Raw genomic sequence first — 16,538 nt, 5'->3', positions numbered from 1 at the left:
GATCGTTCCCACGCTCTGCGTGGGAATGCCCCAACGGACGCTCCGCGTCCACTTCAGGGACGCGGAGCGTCCTGGCTGCATCCCCACGCGGAGCGTGGGAACGATCAATACGCAAGGCAAAACCTATGCCCACTGCTCTCTACCGCTTTATCTGTGCCATCGCACTGTTGCTGCCGATGCTCGCCCACGCCGGCGATGCCGAAGACTTCGTCGCGGCCAATCCCATGCAACAGGCCAAACTCCTGGAAACCTGGGCCGCGCAGCCCGATCCGGCGCGTATCGAATTGCTCAACGCCCTGCAACAAGGCGAGCTGACGATCGACGGCCAAGCGAAAACCCTGCGCCTGAACAATCGCCTGCGGGGTCTGATCGACACCGCGATGGCCAGCCATCAATTGCTCGCCGCCGACGCGAAAATCCGCCTGAGCGCCGCGCAGCAATTGCAGAAAAGCGCGAAACCCGCGCAGCTGAAATTCCTCGACCGGCAACTCGCTGGGGAAAAAGATGAAAGCGTGCATGCCGCCCTGAGCCTGGCGCTGGCCAATCTGCAACTGGTCGACAGCGACCCGGCGGTGCGCCTTGCAGCGGTGCGGTTGCTCGGTGAAACCGGCGACCCGCTGGCACGCACGCGCCTTGAAGGTCTGCTCGAACCGGGCGTGGAAAGCGATGCCGGCGTGCGCACCGCCGCTGAAACCAGCCTCGCGCAGGTCAAGCGCAAATTGCTGATCGGCGAAGTGCTCGGCCAGGCCTTCAGCGGCATGTCGCTGGGCTCGATTCTGCTGCTCGCCGCCCTCGGTCTGGCGATCACCTTCGGCCTGCTCGGGGTGATCAACATGGCCCACGGCGAGATGCTGATGCTCGGCGCCTACTCGACCTACGTGGTGCAGCTGATGTTCCAGCGCTACGCGCCGCAGGCCATCGAGTTCTATCCGCTGATCGCGCTGCCGGTGGCGTTTTTCGTCACGGCCGCCATCGGCATGGCGCTGGAGCGCACGGTCATCCGCCATCTCTATGGCCGGCCGCTGGAAACCCTGCTCGCGACCTGGGGCATCAGCCTGATGCTGATTCAACTGGTGCGGCTGGTGTTCGGCGCCCAGAACGTTGAAGTCGCCAACCCGGCGTGGCTGTCCGGCGGCATCCAAGTGCTGCCCAATCTGGTGCTGCCGTACAACCGCATCGTCATCATCGCTTTCGCATTGTTCGTGGTGGTGCTGACCTGGCTGCTGCTGAACAAGACCCGCCTCGGTCTCAACGTGCGCGCCGTCACCCAGAACCGCAACATGGCCGCCTGCTGCGGCGTGCCCAACGGGCGCGTCGACATGCTCGCCTTCGGCCTCGGCTCGGGCATCGCCGGCTTGGGCGGCGTGGCGCTGAGCCAGATCGGCAACGTCGGCCCCGACCTTGGCCAGAGCTACATCATCGACTCGTTCCTGGTGGTGGTGCTCGGCGGCGTCGGCCAACTGGCCGGTAGCGTGCTAGCCGCGTTCGGCCTGGGCATCGCCAACAAGATTCTCGAACCGCAGATCGGTGCGGTGCTCGGCAAGATCCTCATCCTCGCGCTGATCATTCTGTTCATTCAGAAACGTCCGCAAGGCCTCTTCGCACTGAAAGGACGGGTGATCGACTGATGAACCAGCCTCTATTAGTCACGGCCACACAAAGGCCGGGCCGAAAGCCACGCTCGCGGTCGGCGGGGTGATCCTCGCGCTGCTGATCGTTCTGCCGCTGCTCTCGTTGTTGTCGCCAGACAATGCCCTGCACGTCTCGGCCTACACGCTGACCCTGGTCGGCAAAATCCTCTGCTACGCCATCGTCGCCCTGGCGCTGGATCTAGTCTGGGGTTACGCCGGCCTGCTGTCGCTGGGCCACGGTCTGTTCTTCGCCCTCGGCGGTTATGCGATGGGCATGTACCTGATGCGTCAGGCAGCCGGCGATGGTCTGCCGGCGTTCATGACCTTCCTGTCGTGGAGCGAATTGCCGTGGTACTGGAGCGGCACCAGCAGCTTCCTCTGGGCCATGTGTCTGGTGGTGCTGGCGCCGGGTTCTGCTGGCGCTGGTGTTCGGCTTTTTCGCCTTCCGTTCGCGGATCAAGGGCGTGTATTTCTCGATCATGACCCAGGCCCTGACCTTCGCCGGCATGCTCCTGTTTTTCCGCAACGAGACCGGGTTTGGCGGCAACAACGGTTTCACCAATTTCCGCACGATTCTCGGTTTCGGCATCACCGAACCGGGCACCCGCGCGGTGCTGTTTCTGGCCACGGTGTTGTTGCTGGTGGCGAGCCTGTTCATCGGCTGGCGCCTGGCGCAGAGCAAGTTCGGCCGGGTGCTGACGGCGTTGCGCGATGCGGAAAACCGTTTGATGTTCTGCGGCTACGACCCGCGTGGTTTCAAGCTGTTCGTCTGGGTGCTGAGTGCGGTGTTGTGTGGACTGGCCGGCGCGTTGTACGTGCCGCAGGTCGGCATCATCAACCCCAGCGAAATGTCGCCGACCAACTCGATCGAAGCGGCGGTGTGGGTCGCCCTCGGCGGGCGCGGCACGCTGATCGGGCCGTTGCTCGGCGCCGGCGTGGTCAACGGCATGAAGAGCTGGTTCACCGTGGCCTTCCCGGAATACTGGCTGTTCTTCCTCGGCGCGCTGTTCATCGTCGTGACGTTGTACTTGCCCAAGGGCGTGATCGGCCTGCTGAAGAAACGAGGTGAACAATGAGAGTCACAGCGAGTGCGGAATTCATGCTCGAACCGGCGTTTTTCCCTGTGGAACCGAACAAGGACGAAGGCACCAGTCGCGACTCGATCGGCCTCGGCCAGCGCGTCGGCCCCGGCCTCGATACGCGCCACGGCACGATCCTGACCCTGGAAGACATCAGCGTCAGCTTCGACGGCTTCCGTGCGCTGAACAATCTCAACCTGTACATCGGCGTCGGCGAACTGCGCTGCATCATCGGCCCCAACGGCGCCGGCAAGACCACGCTGATGGACGTGATCACCGGCAAGACCCGGCCCAGCCACGGCAAGGCCTGGTTCGGCGAAACCCTGGACCTGACGCAGATGAGCGAAGTGCAGATTGCCCAGTCCGGCATCGGCCGCAAGTTTCAGAAACCGACGGTATTCGAAGCCTTGAGCGTGTTCGAAAACCTGGAGCTGGCGCAGAAGACCGACAAGTCGGTGTGGGCCAGTTTACGTGCGCGCCTGAGTGGCGAGCAGAAGGATCGCATCAGCGAAGTGCTCGAGACGATTCGCCTGACCACTTCGGTCAATCGCCAGGCCGGGCTGTTGTCCCACGGCCAGAAGCAGTTCCTCGAGATTGGCATGCTGCTGATGCAGGACCCGCAATTGCTCCTGCTCGACGAACCGGTGGCGGGCATGACCGACGCCGAAACCGAGTTCACCGCCGAGCTGTTCAAGTCGCTGGCCGGCAAGCATTCGCTGATGGTGGTCGAGCACGACATGGGTTTTGTCGGCTCGATTGCCGACCACGTCACGGTGCTGCATCAGGGCAGCGTGCTGGCCGAGGGCTCGCTGGAGCAGGTGCAGGAAAACGAGCGAGTGATCGAGGTCTACCTGGGCCGCTGAAGACCTAGATCGTTCCCACGCTCTGCGTGGGAATGCCGCCATGGACGCTCTGCGTCCGCCGTTATGTGACGCGGAGCGTCACGGGATGCGTTCCCACGCAGAGCGTGGGAACGATCACCGGGGAGAATTTGGACATGCTGCAAGTCGACAAGCTGCATCAGTACTACGGCGGTAGCCACATCCTGCGTGGCCTGAGCTTTGACGTGAAGGTCGGCGAAGTGACCTGCCTGCTCGGCCGTAACGGCGTGGGCAAGACCACCCTGCTCAAATGCCTGATGGGCCTGCTGCCGGCCAAGGAAGGCGCGGTGAACTGGGAAGGCAAACCGATCACCACGTTCAAACCGCATCAGCGTGTGCAGGCCGGTATCGCCTACGTGCCGCAGGGTCGTGAGATCTTCGGGCGCCTGACGGTAGAAGAAAATCTGCTGATGGGCCTGTCGCGGTTTCCAGGCTCAGAAGCCAAGGAAGTTCCAGGTTTCATCTACGAACTGTTCCCGGTGCTGCTACAAATGAAGCAGCGCCGTGGCGGCGATCTGTCCGGCGGTCAGCAACAGCAGTTGGCGATCGGTCGTGCATTGGCCAGCCGACCACGCCTGCTGATTCTCGATGAGCCGACCGAAGGCATTCAACCCTCGGTGATCAAGGAAATCGGCGCGGTGATCAAGCAGCTCGCGGCGCGCGGTGACATGGCGATTCTGCTGGTCGAGCAGTTCTACGACTTTGCCGCCGAACTGGCCGATCAATACCTGGTGATGTCGCGGGGCGAGATCGTCCAGCAGGGTCGCGGTGAACATATGGAGGCCGAAGGTGTACGCGGGCTGGTCACGATCTAACGCGGCGGTCTAATCTGTAGCTTCCTAACGATAATCACAAAACCATGAATTCGATTGTTGCACCTGCCCTGTTTACCCCGAGCTGGCACGCCAAGCTGGAACTGGCCTACGCGCGTTTCGGCGATTGCACGCGCCCGGTCATGCGCCGCCACCTCGGCCCGCTGCGCGTGCAAAAGCATCTGTACGCCGAAGGCCCCGAGGTCTGCCAGCACATCATCGTCCATCCACCGGGCGGAATTGCCGGTGGTGATCGTCTGGATATCAGCGCTCGCGTCGAAACCAACGCCTGGGCGCAAATCACCAGCCCTGGCGCGGCGAAGTGGTATCGCGCCGGTGGGCCGGCTTATCAACAACTCGATCTGCGCGTGGCCGCCGGCGCGACACTGGAATGGCTGCCGCAGGAAACCATCGTCTACAGCGCCGCGCAGGCTGAGTTGACCACGACCATCGACCTTGAAGGTGACGCACGGCTGTTTTATTGGGACGTGGTCGCGCTCGGTCGTCCGGCCAGCGGCGAGCGTTTCGACCTCGGGCATTTTCAGGCGCACCTGGACATCCGCCGCGATGGTCGGTTGCTCTGGCACGAACGGCAGCGCATTGTCGGCAACGACGGGTTGCTCGACTCGCCAATCGGCCTGGATGGCAATCCGGTGTTTGCGACGCTGCTGGTGACCGGTGAGATTGAGGCCGGGTTGCTGGAGCGTTGCCGCTCGCTGGGGCACGAAGTGCGTGGTGATTTGACCCAGTTGCCGGGTTTGCTGGTGGCGCGGTGTCTGGCCGGTGAAGCGTTGCTCGCGCGTGCGTGGCTGATTGAGTTATGGCGACTGCTAAGACCTGTGCTGCTGGGCCGCGAAGCCCAGCCACCGCGAATCTGGAACACCTGAAATGCAATCCAACTGTGGGAGCGAGCCTGCTCGCGAAAGCGTCATGTCAGCCACCCCATACGCTGAATATGAAACCGTATTCGCGAGCAGGCTCGCTCCCACAGGGGATGTGCGCAATCAGACAATTTTTCAATCTGCCCTGATGGAACCCGAACCATGGACCTGACCCCACGCGAAAAAGACAAGCTGCTGATCTTCACCGCCGGCCTCGTTGCCGAGCGGCGATTGGCCCGTGGCGTGAAACTCAATTACCCGGAAGCCATGGCCTACATCTCTGCCGCGCTGCTCGAAGGTGCGCGTGACGGCCAGACCGTCGCCGAGCTGATGCACTACGGCACCACCCTGCTCAGCCGCGAGCAAGTGATGGAAGGCATCCCGGAAATGATCCCGGAGATCCAGGTCGAGGCGACGTTCCCCGACGGCACCAAACTGGTCACCGTTCACCAGCCGATCGCCTGAGGCCGCGCCATGACTTACAGCATTCGCGATGCGAGCCAGGCCGACCTGCCGGCGATCCGCGACATCTACAACGACGCCGTGCTCCACACCACGGCGATCTGGAACGAACAAGCCGTCGACCTCGGCAATCGCCAGGCATGGTTCGACGCGCGTCAGTTGCAGGCGTACCCGATTCTGGTGATCGTCGACCGCGAAAACGCAGTGCTGGGTTACGCCTCGTTCGGCGACTGGCGGCCGTTCGACGGTTTCCGCCACACCGTCGAGCACTCGGTGTACGTGCGCAGCGATCAACGCGGCAACGGCCTCGGCCCGCAACTGATGACCGTGCTGATCGAACGCGCCAGAGCCTGCGGCAAACACGTCATGGTCGCCGCCATCGAAAGCGGCAATGCCGCCTCGATCCGCCTGCACGAACGCGCCGGTTTCCGCATCACCGGGCAGATGCCGCAGGTCGGCACCAAGTTCGGCCGCTGGCTCGATCTGACCTTCATGCAGCTGACCCTCAACCCCGGCGCTTCGCCGCCGGATGCCCACAAGGTGTGATGTCGATGAACGCTGCCCAGTTGCGCCGCGTCAATGCTGAGAGCTTTGCCCACTACCGCCAGGGGCTGATCGATCTGCTGCTCGACGCCGTCGGTTACGGCGCCAGCGTCGGTTTCATGGCCGACCTCGATGCCGCCCAGGCGCGCGCCTATTTCGATGAGGTGCAGGACGACGTCAACAAGGGCAACACGCTGCTGTGGGTGGTGGTCAAGGACGAGCAGGTGCTGGCCAGCGTGCAATTGGGCCTGTGCCAGAAAGCCAATGGTCTGAACCGCGCCGAAGTGCAGAAACTGCTGGTGCGCGAACACGCGCGGCGCCGTGGCCTCGGTCAGCAACTGATGCAGGCGCTGGAACTGGAGGCGCCGAAACACAAGCGCGGCATGCTCTATCTCGACACCGAGGCCGGCTCGCCGGCAGAAAATTTCTACCGGGCGCTGGGCTACGTCCGCGCCGGCGAAATCCCTGATTACGCCTGCGATCCCAACGGCACCTATCGCCCGACCGCTCTCTATTACAAAGTCCTGCAAGGAGCCCAGCGATGATTCCTGGCCAATACCAGATTCAGCCCGGCGACATCGAACTCAATGTCGGCCGCCGCACCGTGAGCCTGAAAGTCGCCAACAGCGGCGACCGGCCGATCCAGGTCGGTTCGCACTTTCACTTTTTCGAAACCAACGACGCGCTGACCTTCGACCGTGCCGCCAGTCGCGGCATGCGCCTGAACATCCCCGCCGGCACCGCCGTGCGCTTCGAGCCTGGCCAGAGCCGTGAAGTCGAGCTGGTGGATTACGCCGGGCATCGCCGGGTGTTCGGCTTTGCCGGACGCATCATGGGTGACCTCGACTGACGGATCGTTCCTACGCTCCGCGTGGGAATGCATCCCGTGACGCTCCGCGTCACAAAAGGCGGACGCAGAGCGTCCATGGCGGCGTTCTCACGCAGAGCGTGGGAACGATCATTGAATCCCAAGGCAAGCACATGAAGATTTCTAGAAGCGCCTACGCCGACATGTTCGGCCCCACCGTCGGCGACAAGGTGCGCCTGGCCGATACCGAGCTGTGGATCGAAGTCGAAAAGGACTTCACCACCTACGGCGAGGAAGTGAAGTTCGGTGGCGGCAAAGTCATCCGCGACGGCCAGGGCCAGAGTCAGTTGCTCGCCGCCGAAGTGGTCGACACGCTGATCACCAACGCGCTGATCATCGACCACTGGGGCATCGTCAAGGCCGACGTCGGCCTCAAGGACGGGCGCATCGCCGCGATCGGCAAGGCCGGCAACCCTGACGTGCAGCCCAACGTGACCATCGCCATCGGCGCCGGCACCGAAGTGATTGCCGGTGAAGGCATGATCCTCACCGCTGGCGGCATCGACACGCATATCCACTTCATCTGCCCGCAGCAGATCGAAGAAGCGTTGATGAGCGGCGTCACCACCATGATCGGCGGCGGCACCGGTCCCGCTACCGGCACCAACGCCACCACCTGCACCTCCGGCCCGTGGCATCTGGCGCGCATGCTCCAGGCCGCCGATGCCTTCCCGATGAACATCGGCCTCACCGGCAAAGGCAATGCCAGCCTGCCGGAACCGTTGATCGAACAGGTCAAGGCCGGCGCCATCGGCCTCAAACTGCACGAGGACTGGGGCACCACCCCGGCGAGCATCGACAACTGCCTCAACGTCGCCGACCAGTACGACGTGCAGGTGGCGATCCACACCGACACCCTCAACGAATCCGGTTTCGTCGAAACCACCCTCGGCGCATTCAAGGGGCGCACCATCCACACTTATCACACCGAAGGTGCCGGTGGCGGCCACGCGCCGGACATCATCAAGGCCTGCGGCTTCCCCAACGTGCTGCCGAGTTCGACCAACCCGACGCGGCCGTTCACTCGTAACACCATCGACGAACACCTCGACATGCTGATGGTCTGCCACCACCTCGACCCGAGCATTGCCGAAGACGTCGCCTTCGCCGAAAGCCGTATCCGCCGCGAAACGATCGCCGCCGAAGACATCCTCCACGACCTCGGCGCGTTCTCGATGATCAGCTCCGACAGTCAGGCCATGGGCCGCGTCGGCGAAGTCATCACGCGCACCTGGCAGACCGCCGACAAGATGAAAAAACAACGCGGCCCACTGCCGCAGGACGGCGAGGGCAACGACAACTTCCGCGCCAAGCGTTACATCGCCAAGTACACCATCAACCCGGCGATTACCCATGGCATCAGCCATGAAGTCGGCTCGATCGAAGTCGGCAAGTGGGCCGATCTGGTGCTGTGGCGCCCGGCGTTTTTCGGCGTGAAACCGACGCTGATCCTCAAGGGCGGTGCGATTGCCGCCAGCCTGATGGGCGATGCCAACGCCTCGATTCCCACGCCGCAACCGGTACATTACCGCCCGATGTTCGCCAGCTACGGTGGCTCGCTGCACGCCACCAGCCTGACCTTTATCAGCCAGGCGGCGCACGAAGCGGGATTGCCGCAAGCGTTGGGGTTGAAGAAGAAAATCGGCGTGGTGAAGGGATGTCGAGAGGTGCAGAAAACCGACCTGATCCACAACGACTATCTGCCGGACATCGATGTCGATCCGCAGACCTATCAGGTCAAGGCTGACGGCGTGTTGTTGTGGTGCGAGCCTGCGGAAACCTTGCCGATGGCGCAGCGGTACTTTCTGTTCTGATCACAAAAAAGGCCCTTCAGGGCCTTTTCAATAATGAGTCAGAAACTCCGCGTCATCGTTCATCGCTGGCAAGCCAGCTCCCACAGTTTCTGCGTAGAACTGACATCCAAGTTCCAACTCAAAAACCTGTGGGAGCTGGCTTGCCAGCGATGAGGCCAGATCAGCCAAGCGGAAAACATCAGCCTGAGCTACTCAACCACCAACCGCCCCAACCGCTGGCGCAACATGCGGTTTTCAGCACGCAACTCGCGCACCTCATCCAGCAGATCCAGCGCCAGGGCGACGCCTTCCCACTCCAGCTCCAGATCCCGGCGCAGCTTCGCCGCACGCTTGGCCAAGGCCAATTCGTAATCGGTGAAACGCCATTCCCGGGCTGCGCGCCCTGAGGTTCGAGGATGCCGTGCTCGACGATTTCGATCACGTAGACGTCCGACAAATCGGCCGCCTCACAGAATTCTGCCAGGTCCAGTTGAACGATCAGGGGCTGCTCATGATGGGCTACTCCGTCGTCGGGTTCAGAAGTTCTCTCGCGGGTTGAATGCGGCTTTCTTCGCCAGCTCCTGCCACAGCGCCTTGACCTCGTCGTCGGAGGCTTTCGGCATCACGGCCTTGAGCTGCACGAACAGATACCCGCGTTCGCCGGCCTTGTTCAGCAGGCCATGGCCCTTGGCGCGCATGCGCTGGCCGTTCTGGCTGCCGGCCGGCACCTTGAGGTTGATCTTGCCGGTCAGGGTCGGCACGGCCACTTCAGTGCCCAATGCCAATTCCCAAGGAGCCAGGGCAAAGTGATGATCAGGTTTTCGCCTTCAACATCGAATTTCGGATGCGGCGCAAACCGGATGGTCAGGTACAGGTCGCCATTTGCCCCGCCACCGATGCCCGGTGCGCCCTGACCTTTCAGGCGGATCCGCTCGCCGTCGGTGACGCCGGCCGGAATCTTCACGTTCAGGCTCTTGCTGGTGTTGCTGACGTGCTGGCCGTGCGCGTTGTATTGCGGCACCTGGAAGGTGACTTTCTTCGATTCGTTCGACAGGGTTTCTTCGAGGAACACCGGCAATTCCATTTCCACGTCTTGCCCTCGGCGTCCGCGTGATTGGCGGCTCTCGGCGCCACCGAAACCGGGGCCGCGATTACCGAAGATCGAACTGAAGAAGTCCGAGAAGTCGCCGGTGTCGGCACCGCCGCCACCGAAACCGCCACGGCTCTGCCAGCCCGGTGGCCCCTGGAATGGCTGACCGTGCTGGCCATAACGGCGCAGTTCGTCGTATTCGGCGCGCTTGTCGGCACTTTTCAGCGCTTCATAGGCTTCCGAGGCGTCCTTGAACTTGGCCTCGGCGTCTTTTTCCTTGCTGACATCGGGGTGGTATTTGCGCGCCAGCTTGCGATAGGCCGCCTTGATGGCCTTGTCGTCGGCTGTCGGCTCCACGCCGAGTATCTTGTAATAGTCTTTGAAGTCCATTGAAGGATCACCATCCGTTATCGATTTCGCGCCGAGACCAGCGTGCGCCCGATTGGCGCGTGCCGGGTTGACCGATCTCAAGGTTGTGACCGGGTGGCGCCGCAGAAGTTTATCGGCAGTGGACGACGGTTCTTGCGACCGCCGGTGTGTCTGCCGGCCCATGCCAGCAAGTTTGGGGCAAAGCGACGCTTTTCAACCTGTGTTGTGGCGAAATAGCGGATGACCGGCCTTCGAATCTGCCGCGCACTGACATACACTGCGCGGCCGTTTTTTTGACCGGAATCCGAAAGACATGAAAGACGCCTCTCCAGCCCGTGCCTGCGGCATCGACTTCGGCACGTCCAACTCCACCGTCGGCTGGCTGCGCCCCGGCATGGACACCATGATTGCGCTGGAAGACGACAAGATCACCCTGCCGTCGGTGGTCTTCTTCAACATCGAGGAGCGTCGCCCGGTTTACGGACGCCTGGCCCTGCACGAGTATCTGGAAGGCTACGAAGGCCGGCTGATGCGCTCGCTGAAAAGCCTGCTCGGTTCCAAGCTGATCAAGCACGACACCAGCGTCCTCGGCACGGCGATGCCGTTCAAGGATCTGCTCGGGCTGTTCATCGGCCAGCTCAAGAGCCGCGCCGAAGCCGCCGCCGGTCGGGAATTCGAGCAAGTGGTGCTGGGCCGTCCGGTGTTTTTCGTCGATGACGATCCACTGGCCGACCAGGAGGCCGAAGACACGCTGGTCGAAGTGGCGCGCAAAATCGGTTTCAAGGACGTGTCGTTCCAGTACGAGCCGATCGCGGCAGCGTTCGACTACGAGTCGACCATCGAAAAAGAAGAGCTGGTGCTGATCGTCGACATCGGCGGTGGTACCTCCGACTTCTCGCTGGTGCGCCTGTCGCCCGAGCGCCGCGGTGTCGATAACCGTCACGACGACATCCTCGCCACTGGCGGTGTGCACATCGGCGGCACCGACTTCGACAAGCAACTGAGCCTGCAAGGCCTGATGCCGCTGTTCGGCTACGGCAGCCGCATGAAAAGCGGCGCATACATGCCGACCAGCCACCACATGAACCTGGCGACCTGGCACACGATCAACTCGGTGTACTCGCAGAAGTCCACGCTGGCGCTGGGCAGCATGCGCTACGACATCGAAGACACCGGCGGCATCGATCGCCTGTTCAAGCTGATCGAACAGCGCGCCGGGCACTGGCTGGCGATGGAAGTCGAAGAAACCAAGATCCAGCTGACCCACGCCGACAGCCGCCACGTGCCGCTGGACCGCATCGAAGCCGGGCTGAGCGTCGAGCTGAGCCGCGCGTTGTTCGAATCGGCAATCGAAGCCTTGCTGGAGCGCGTGCGCGGCAGCGTTACGCAGCTGTTGAATGACGCTGGCGTAGCAGTCGATCAAGTCGACACGGTGTTCTTCACCGGCGGTTCCAGCGGCATCCCGGCCCTGCGCAACAGCGTCTCGGCAATGCTGCCGAACGCGCGGCATGTCGAAGGCAACATCTTTGGCAGCATTGGTAGCGGTTTGGCGATTGAAGCGATGAAGCGCTACGGTTCGATGGCCTGATCACAATCTCTGTGGCGAAGAGCCTTTGTGGCGAGGGGATTTATCCTGTGGCGAGGGGATTTATCCCCGTTGGGCCGCGAAGCGGCCCCGCTCCTGAGCTTGAAAGCAGGGGCCTGCTGCGCAGGCCAACGGGATAAATCCCTCGCCACAGATGCATTCAATTCAGTTGCCTGGCCTTAGACCATCCCGCCCAGCTTCAATTCGCTCTTCAGGTACGCGTAATAAATCGGCCCTGCCACCACCCCCGGCAAACCGAACGCGGCTTCGAACACTAGCATTGCCAGCAGCAATTCCCACGACTTGGCACTGATCTGCCCGCCGACGATGCGCGCGTTGAGGAAGTATTCGAGCTTGTGGATAACGATCAGGTAACCCAGCGCGGCGAGCGCTACCCAGATCGACAGCGACAGGCCGACGATGGTGATCAGCGTGTTCGACATCAGGTTGCCGATCACCGGCAACAGGCCGAGCAGGAAGGTCAGCACGATCAGGGTTTTGGTCAGCGGCAGCTTGATGCCGAACATCGGCAGGATCACCGCGAGGAAGATCCCGGTGAATACGGTGTTGAGCAGGGAAATCTTGATCTGCGCGAAGACGATATTGCGAAACGCCTGCACCAGCAGATGCAAACGGTCGAACAAAGCGGCGGCCAACGGCTTGCGCTTGGTCACGTCGGGGATGCGCTGCAGGGCGATGATCGCGCCGAGGACCATGCCGATCAGCAGGGTGACGAACATGTGCGCAGCGTCCTTGCCGACCAGTTGCAGGTCGGCCAGATGCTTGCTCGCCCACTCGCCGATCGCCACGCGAAATTCCGCCGCGCTGGCCGGCAGATAGGCGTCGATGAACGGCGGCAATTGCCCGCGCGCGCGATCGACCACGCCCATGAACTTGTCGAGCGAGGCGCCGGGGTTTTCCGCTTCATGCAGGAGGAAACTGATGGCGCCGGCGAAGATCAGCGCCAGCACACTCACCACCAGCGTGCCGAGCAGCGCCACCGCCAACCAGCGCGCACGCCGCCCTTCGATCAGCCGTTGCAATTGCGGGGTGAGCATGTTGACCAGCTCGAACACCAGCAACCCGGCCAGCAAGCTCGGCAACAGGCGCAGCGGCAGCACCAGCAACAGTCCGCCAAAAATGATGATGCAACTGACCCAGAACACAACATGACGCTGAGAAAACGTTGGCATACAGCCTCAAAACGAACGGCGTGAAAGGATGGGCAGTCTGCCAGCGATCCGGGGTTAGCACTAGGGATATGCGGGGCGTGGGAATGGCGGTGCATTCACCGACGCTTTCGCGAGCAGGCTCGCTCCCACAGGCGTGCGTGTTTCAAATGTGGGAGCGAGCCTGCTCGCGAAGAGGCCGGCACGCTCACCACATTATTTACCGTTTCACTTTTTCTTCAGACACTCACTCATGAACGCCTTGCGCGCATCGCCGGTCAGCGCCTTGGTTTTCGCATCGGCATTGCAGGTAGTCATCTTGTGCTGTTGCGGCGTCAGCACCTTGCCATCGTTGGCCGCAGGCGCCGCTTTCAGGCAGGTGCTCATGAATGCCTTGCGCTCGTCGCCCTTGAGGCTCTTGGCGGTCGCATCGGCATTGCAAGTGGTCATCTTGTTCTGTTGCGCCGTGGCGGCGAAACCCTGGGAACACAGGAGCAGACCGATCATCAACAACGGCACACGCAACATCTTCATGGAGTTTTCTCCTTGTTGCCGCACCGATGGATGCGGCCTCTGTCGCAGTGTAGTCAAAGCTTGTTACACCTTCCTGCCCTCGAGGTGGCTGCGCCGATACTGCTCCGGCGTGCAACCGGCCTGGCGGGCGAACATGGCGATGAAGGCCGAGCCGCTGCTGTAGCCGAGGTCGAAAGCGATTTCCTGCACCGAGCGCGAGGTTTCCAGCGCCTCGATCGCCGCCAGATAGCGCAAGCGCTGGCGCCACTCGCCAAAACTCATGCCCAGTTCACGAACGAACTGCCGCGCCAGCGTGCGCTCGCTGACATGCACTTGCGCGGCCCAATGCGCCAACGGTTGGTTGTTGCCCGGCTCGGCCTGCAAGGCTTCGAGCATCGCCAGCAAGCCGGGACTGCTCGCATACGGCAGGTAACATTCCTGCACTGGCGCCTGTTGCAATTGATCGACCAGCACCTGGGCCAGACGCCGATCGGCCTCCTGCTCGGGGATCTTCACATCGCGGGCGGCGAAGTCCTTGAGAATCGCTTTGAGAATGTCGCTGATCGCCAGTGTGCAGGCGCGCCCCGGCAATCGCGCGCAGACCTCGCGATCAAGGCACACCGCGCGGTAGTTGACCGGTTGATGGCTGTAGAAACTGTGCTCGACCTCGGGCGGCACCCACACCGCGTACTGCGGCGGCGACATGAAGCGGCTGCCGTCGACATCCATGTGCAGCACGCCATGGGCTGCGTACTCCAGCGTGCCCCATGGGTGCCGGTGCGGCGCGGCATATTCGTGGGCATTGAAATCGGCGTAGCGGAAGTACACCGCCGACGGCAATTCGCTGAAATCGAGCAGATCGATGTGTTTGCTGTTCATGCTGTCCGGATGCAGAGGCAGGTTGTCCGGTGCGCAGTATAGGCCTGCATCCAGACAGGCGATAATCGCGCTTCATCAACGTTCTGGTTTTGTCCCATGCAATACGCGTTTCCCCTGCTGGCGATTTTCATCTGGGCCGGCAACACCGTGATCAACAAACTGGCGGTCGGTGCGATTTTCCCGGCCGAAATCGGTTTTTATCGCTGGCTGCTCGCCGGCTTGCTGTTCACGCCGTTCATGCTGAGAAAAGTCATTGCCCACTGGCCGCAGATTCGGCCAAATCTCGGACGGATTTTCGTCCTCGGCGTGCTCGGCATGGCGGTGTATCAGAGCCTTGCCTATTTCGCCGCAACACTGACCACCGCAACCAACATGGGCATCATCCTGTCGTTGATGCCATTGATGTCGCTGGCCATGGCGATCATCAGCCTCGGCCAGCGCCTGACCGCTGGCGCCCTGGTAGGTGCAGTGCTGTCGTTTGCTGGCGTGCTGGTGGTGGTGTCGTCCGGCAGCCTCGGTGCGCTGCTGCAACACGGGGTCAACATGGGTGACGCAATGATGCTGATCGCCACGCTGGCCTACGCGGTTTACAGCACGCTGTTGAAAAAATGGCAGCTGCGCCTGCCGCCGCTGGTGTTGCTGTATTTGCAGGTGCTGGTGGCGATAATGGTGCTGTTTCCGCTGTTCGCGATATCGCCGAAGACCGGGCTCAATCTGCAGAACGTGCCGCTGGTGCTGTATGCGTGTCTGCTGGCTTCGATGGTCGCGCCGCTGGCGTGGATGCAGGCGGTGCAGCGACTGGGGCCGAGCCGGACGACGTTGTTCTTCAATCTGCTGCCGCTGATTACCGCGCTGATTGCAGCAGTGGTGTTGAAGGAACAATTGGCGATGTATCACCTGGTGGGTGGATTGCTGACCCTGGGTGGCGTGGTTTTGTCGGAGCGCTGGACCACGGTGCTGGGCCGGCGGGTCGGCGTTGCCTGATAAGGCCCTTCGCGAGCAGGCTCGCTCCCACGTTGAAATGCAGACACCTGTGGGAGCGAGCCTGCTCGCGAAGAACGATGACGCGGTCTGTTTGGCTATAACCCTGCAGCCTCCAGCCGCGCCGCATGCTCGACAAACAGCCTTACCGGATCTGCGCCCTTGCCCACCAGGCCCAGCGACTGATTGACGATGTCGAAATGATCCAGCGGATAGTCATCACCGATCACCGTGCCCAGATGCGAGCTGTAACGGCCGACCATGCCGTCGCACTGCCCCGGCTCGCGAACGAAGGTCCTGGCGAACAAGCGACAACTGCGGTTGGTGCCGTCAAAAAGATTGCCGCCACGATCGGTCTTGCCCGGTTGCAGCGTCCCTGACCAGGAGTAATAGCGCACACCATTGGCCTCTTCCGGCCCCGGCCCGCCCCACGTTTCCGGCAGCCCCTGTGGATAACGCTGATTGAATAATGCAACGCCCGCCGTCGTCAGCGATTGGTGAGAAGCGTGGATATCCACCGGCAGTTTCGGCCCGTGGTAACCCGTGTCGAGCAATGCCATGACCCAGCCGATCAGGCGCAGCAACGCTTCGAGCAAGCGCCCCTTGGCGCTGTTGGCGGGATAGTGCTTTTCCAGATAATCCGCCAGTTCGGAGCCGTGATTAGGCCCGGCCACCGATGTTACCGAGGCGACCAGATCCGGGCGCTTCGCCGCCGCATACCGCGCGGTCAACGCACCTTGGCTGTGACCGAACAGGTTGACCTTCGGCGCCCCTGTCTCGCGGAGGATCTCCTCGATCCGCATCAACAATTGCTCGCCGCGCACTTCCGTGGAATTGAGTGGCGAAACCTGCACAGCAACCACCGTCGCACCACCACGGCGCAAGGCCTTGATGATGCCGAACCAATACGGATAAAGCACCAGCCGGACAAAGCCGAGCATGCCCGGCACCAGCACCAGTGGATAACGTGTCGACATGGGGTACATCCTTGTGCGCGGTGGG

At 62.2% G+C, this 16,538-nt stretch carries 15 protein-coding genes and 3 pseudogenes; 12 read left to right on the top strand and 6 right to left on the bottom strand.

Annotated features, from left to right (window positions below; all coding sequences use genetic code 11):
• The first annotated feature begins 125 nt into the window (after window positions 1-125).
• The 10 genes and pseudogenes from urtB to ureC all read left to right on the top strand — a co-directional run bounded on the left by urtB (window position 126) and on the right by ureC (window position 8,971).
• Complete coding sequence (urtB, locus tag LJU32_07555; GenBank protein ID WKV90100.1) at window positions 126-1,628, top strand: urea ABC transporter permease subunit UrtB; 1,503 nt, start codon at window positions 126-128, stop codon at window positions 1,626-1,628.
• A pseudogene (gene urtC, locus LJU32_07550) lies at window positions 1,628-2,707 on the top strand (urea ABC transporter permease subunit UrtC). Before urtB ends, urtC begins: the two are co-directional and overlap by 1 nt.
• A 23-nt stretch (window positions 2,708-2,730) precedes the next feature.
• On the top strand, window positions 2,731-3,573 hold the full coding sequence (gene urtD / locus LJU32_07545) for an urea ABC transporter ATP-binding protein UrtD (protein ID WKV91055.1): 843 nt from the start codon (window positions 2,731-2,733) through the stop codon (window positions 3,571-3,573).
• A gap of 134 nt (window positions 3,574-3,707) precedes the next feature.
• A complete protein-coding gene (gene urtE, locus LJU32_07540; protein WKV90099.1) occupies window positions 3,708-4,406 on the top strand; it encodes an urea ABC transporter ATP-binding subunit UrtE in 699 nt (232 codons plus the stop codon).
• Window positions 4,407-4,450: 44 nt separating this feature from the next.
• Window positions 4,451-5,290 (top strand): urease accessory protein UreD, encoded by an 840-nt coding sequence (locus LJU32_07535; GenBank protein ID WKV90098.1) that lies wholly within the window; start codon window positions 4,451-4,453, stop codon window positions 5,288-5,290.
• A gap of 156 nt (window positions 5,291-5,446) precedes the next feature.
• The gene (gene ureA, locus LJU32_07530) at window positions 5,447-5,749 is read left to right on the top strand and encodes an urease subunit gamma (GenBank protein ID WKV90097.1); all 303 of its coding nucleotides are present in this window, start codon (window positions 5,447-5,449) and stop codon (window positions 5,747-5,749) included.
• Between the two features lie 9 nt (window positions 5,750-5,758).
• On the top strand, window positions 5,759-6,292 hold the full coding sequence (locus tag LJU32_07525) for an N-acetyltransferase family protein (GenBank protein WKV90096.1): 534 nt from the start codon (window positions 5,759-5,761) through the stop codon (window positions 6,290-6,292).
• Window positions 6,293-6,297: 5 nt separating this feature from the next.
• Window positions 6,298-6,834: a GNAT family N-acetyltransferase gene (locus LJU32_07520; protein ID WKV90095.1), complete on the top strand. Its 537-nt coding sequence runs from the start codon at window positions 6,298-6,300 to the stop codon at window positions 6,832-6,834.
• Window positions 6,831-7,139: an urease subunit beta gene (locus LJU32_07515; protein WKV90094.1), complete on the top strand. Its 309-nt coding sequence runs from the start codon at window positions 6,831-6,833 to the stop codon at window positions 7,137-7,139. Before LJU32_07520 ends, LJU32_07515 begins: the two co-directional genes overlap by 4 nt.
• Window positions 7,140-7,270: 131 nt before the next feature.
• Window positions 7,271-8,971: an urease subunit alpha gene (ureC, locus tag LJU32_07510; GenBank protein ID WKV90093.1), complete on the top strand. Its 1,701-nt coding sequence runs from the start codon at window positions 7,271-7,273 to the stop codon at window positions 8,969-8,971.
• 188 nt (window positions 8,972-9,159) lie between these two features.
• On the opposite strand, the pseudogene LJU32_07505 reads toward ureC, so the two are convergent.
• A pseudogene (locus LJU32_07505) lies at window positions 9,160-9,452 on the bottom strand (chaperone modulatory protein CbpM).
• Window positions 9,453-9,486: 34 nt separating this feature from the next.
• Window positions 9,487-10,430: pseudogene (locus LJU32_07500) on the bottom strand (DnaJ domain-containing protein).
• A gap of 292 nt (window positions 10,431-10,722) precedes the next feature.
• On the opposite strand from LJU32_07500, the gene LJU32_07495 reads away from it, so the two are divergent.
• Window positions 10,723-11,997 carry an Hsp70 family protein gene (locus LJU32_07495; protein ID WKV90092.1) on the top strand — a complete coding sequence of 425 codons (1,275 nt, stop codon included), beginning with the start codon at window positions 10,723-10,725 and terminating at the stop codon, window positions 11,995-11,997.
• Window positions 11,998-12,173: 176 nt separating this feature from the next.
• Here LJU32_07495 and LJU32_07490 read toward each other — a convergent pair whose 3' ends face one another.
• The 3 genes from LJU32_07490 to LJU32_07480 form a co-directional block, all read right to left on the bottom strand.
• Window positions 12,174-13,187 carry a hypothetical protein gene (locus tag LJU32_07490; protein ID WKV90091.1) on the bottom strand — a complete coding sequence of 338 codons (1,014 nt, stop codon included), beginning with the start codon at window positions 13,185-13,187 and terminating at the stop codon, window positions 12,174-12,176.
• 204 nt (window positions 13,188-13,391) lie between these two features.
• Window positions 13,392-13,697, bottom strand: coding sequence for a PsiF family protein (locus tag LJU32_07485; protein ID WKV90090.1), 306 nt, complete (start codon window positions 13,695-13,697; stop codon window positions 13,392-13,394).
• Window positions 13,698-13,760: 63 nt separating this feature from the next.
• Window positions 13,761-14,555, bottom strand: a complete 795-nt coding sequence (locus LJU32_07480) for a helix-turn-helix transcriptional regulator (protein ID WKV90089.1) — start codon at window positions 14,553-14,555, stop codon at window positions 13,761-13,763.
• A 96-nt stretch (window positions 14,556-14,651) separates the two neighbouring features.
• Here LJU32_07480 and LJU32_07475 point away from each other — a divergent pair, with 96 nt between their 5' ends.
• Window positions 14,652-15,539, top strand: a complete 888-nt coding sequence (locus LJU32_07475; GenBank protein WKV90088.1) for a DMT family transporter — start codon at window positions 14,652-14,654, stop codon at window positions 15,537-15,539.
• A 95-nt stretch (window positions 15,540-15,634) separates the two neighbouring features.
• Here the strand turns inward: LJU32_07475 and LJU32_07470 are convergent, their stop codons facing one another.
• A complete protein-coding gene (locus LJU32_07470; GenBank protein ID WKV90087.1) occupies window positions 15,635-16,513 on the bottom strand; it encodes a triacylglycerol lipase in 879 nt (292 codons plus the stop codon).
• Window positions 16,514-16,538 lie beyond the last annotated feature (25 nt).

Source organism: Pseudomonas sp. B21_DOA, assembly GCA_030544685.1.
GTDB lineage: Bacteria > Pseudomonadota > Gammaproteobacteria > Pseudomonadales > Pseudomonadaceae > Aquipseudomonas > Aquipseudomonas fluorescens_AO.
Note: the sequence above shows the minus strand (reverse complement) of the source record. Positions and strands in the feature narration are given on the sequence as shown.

Bases quoted from the DNA above. Each gene is read 5' to 3' on its own strand.
- LJU32_07485 (WKV90090.1), bottom strand. From the start codon at position 13,697: ATGAAGATGTTGCGTGTGCCGTTGTTGATGATCGGTCTGCTCCTGTGT.
- LJU32_07490 (WKV90091.1), bottom strand. From the start codon at position 13,187: ATGCCAACGTTTTCTCAGCGTCATGTTGTGTTCTGGGTCAGTTGCATC.
- urtB (WKV90100.1), top strand. From the start codon at position 126: ATGCCCACTGCTCTCTACCGCTTTATCTGTGCCATCGCACTGTTGCTG.
- LJU32_07475 (WKV90088.1), top strand. From the start codon at position 14,652: ATGCAATACGCGTTTCCCCTGCTGGCGATTTTCATCTGGGCCGGCAAC.
- LJU32_07520 (WKV90095.1), top strand. From the start codon at position 6,298: ATGAACGCTGCCCAGTTGCGCCGCGTCAATGCTGAGAGCTTTGCCCAC.
- LJU32_07515 (WKV90094.1), top strand. From the start codon at position 6,831: ATGATTCCTGGCCAATACCAGATTCAGCCCGGCGACATCGAACTCAAT.
- LJU32_07495 (WKV90092.1), top strand. From the start codon at position 10,723: ATGAAAGACGCCTCTCCAGCCCGTGCCTGCGGCATCGACTTCGGCACG.
- LJU32_07535 (WKV90098.1), top strand. From the start codon at position 4,451: ATGAATTCGATTGTTGCACCTGCCCTGTTTACCCCGAGCTGGCACGCC.
- LJU32_07470 (WKV90087.1), bottom strand. From the start codon at position 16,513: ATGTCGACACGTTATCCACTGGTGCTGGTGCCGGGCATGCTCGGCTTT.
- urtE (WKV90099.1), top strand. From the start codon at position 3,708: ATGCTGCAAGTCGACAAGCTGCATCAGTACTACGGCGGTAGCCACATC.
- urtD (WKV91055.1), top strand. From the start codon at position 2,731: ATGCTCGAACCGGCGTTTTTCCCTGTGGAACCGAACAAGGACGAAGGC.
- LJU32_07480 (WKV90089.1), bottom strand. From the start codon at position 14,555: ATGAACAGCAAACACATCGATCTGCTCGATTTCAGCGAATTGCCGTCG.
- ureC (WKV90093.1), top strand. From the start codon at position 7,271: ATGAAGATTTCTAGAAGCGCCTACGCCGACATGTTCGGCCCCACCGTC.
- LJU32_07525 (WKV90096.1), top strand. From the start codon at position 5,759: ATGACTTACAGCATTCGCGATGCGAGCCAGGCCGACCTGCCGGCGATC.
- ureA (WKV90097.1), top strand. From the start codon at position 5,447: ATGGACCTGACCCCACGCGAAAAAGACAAGCTGCTGATCTTCACCGCC.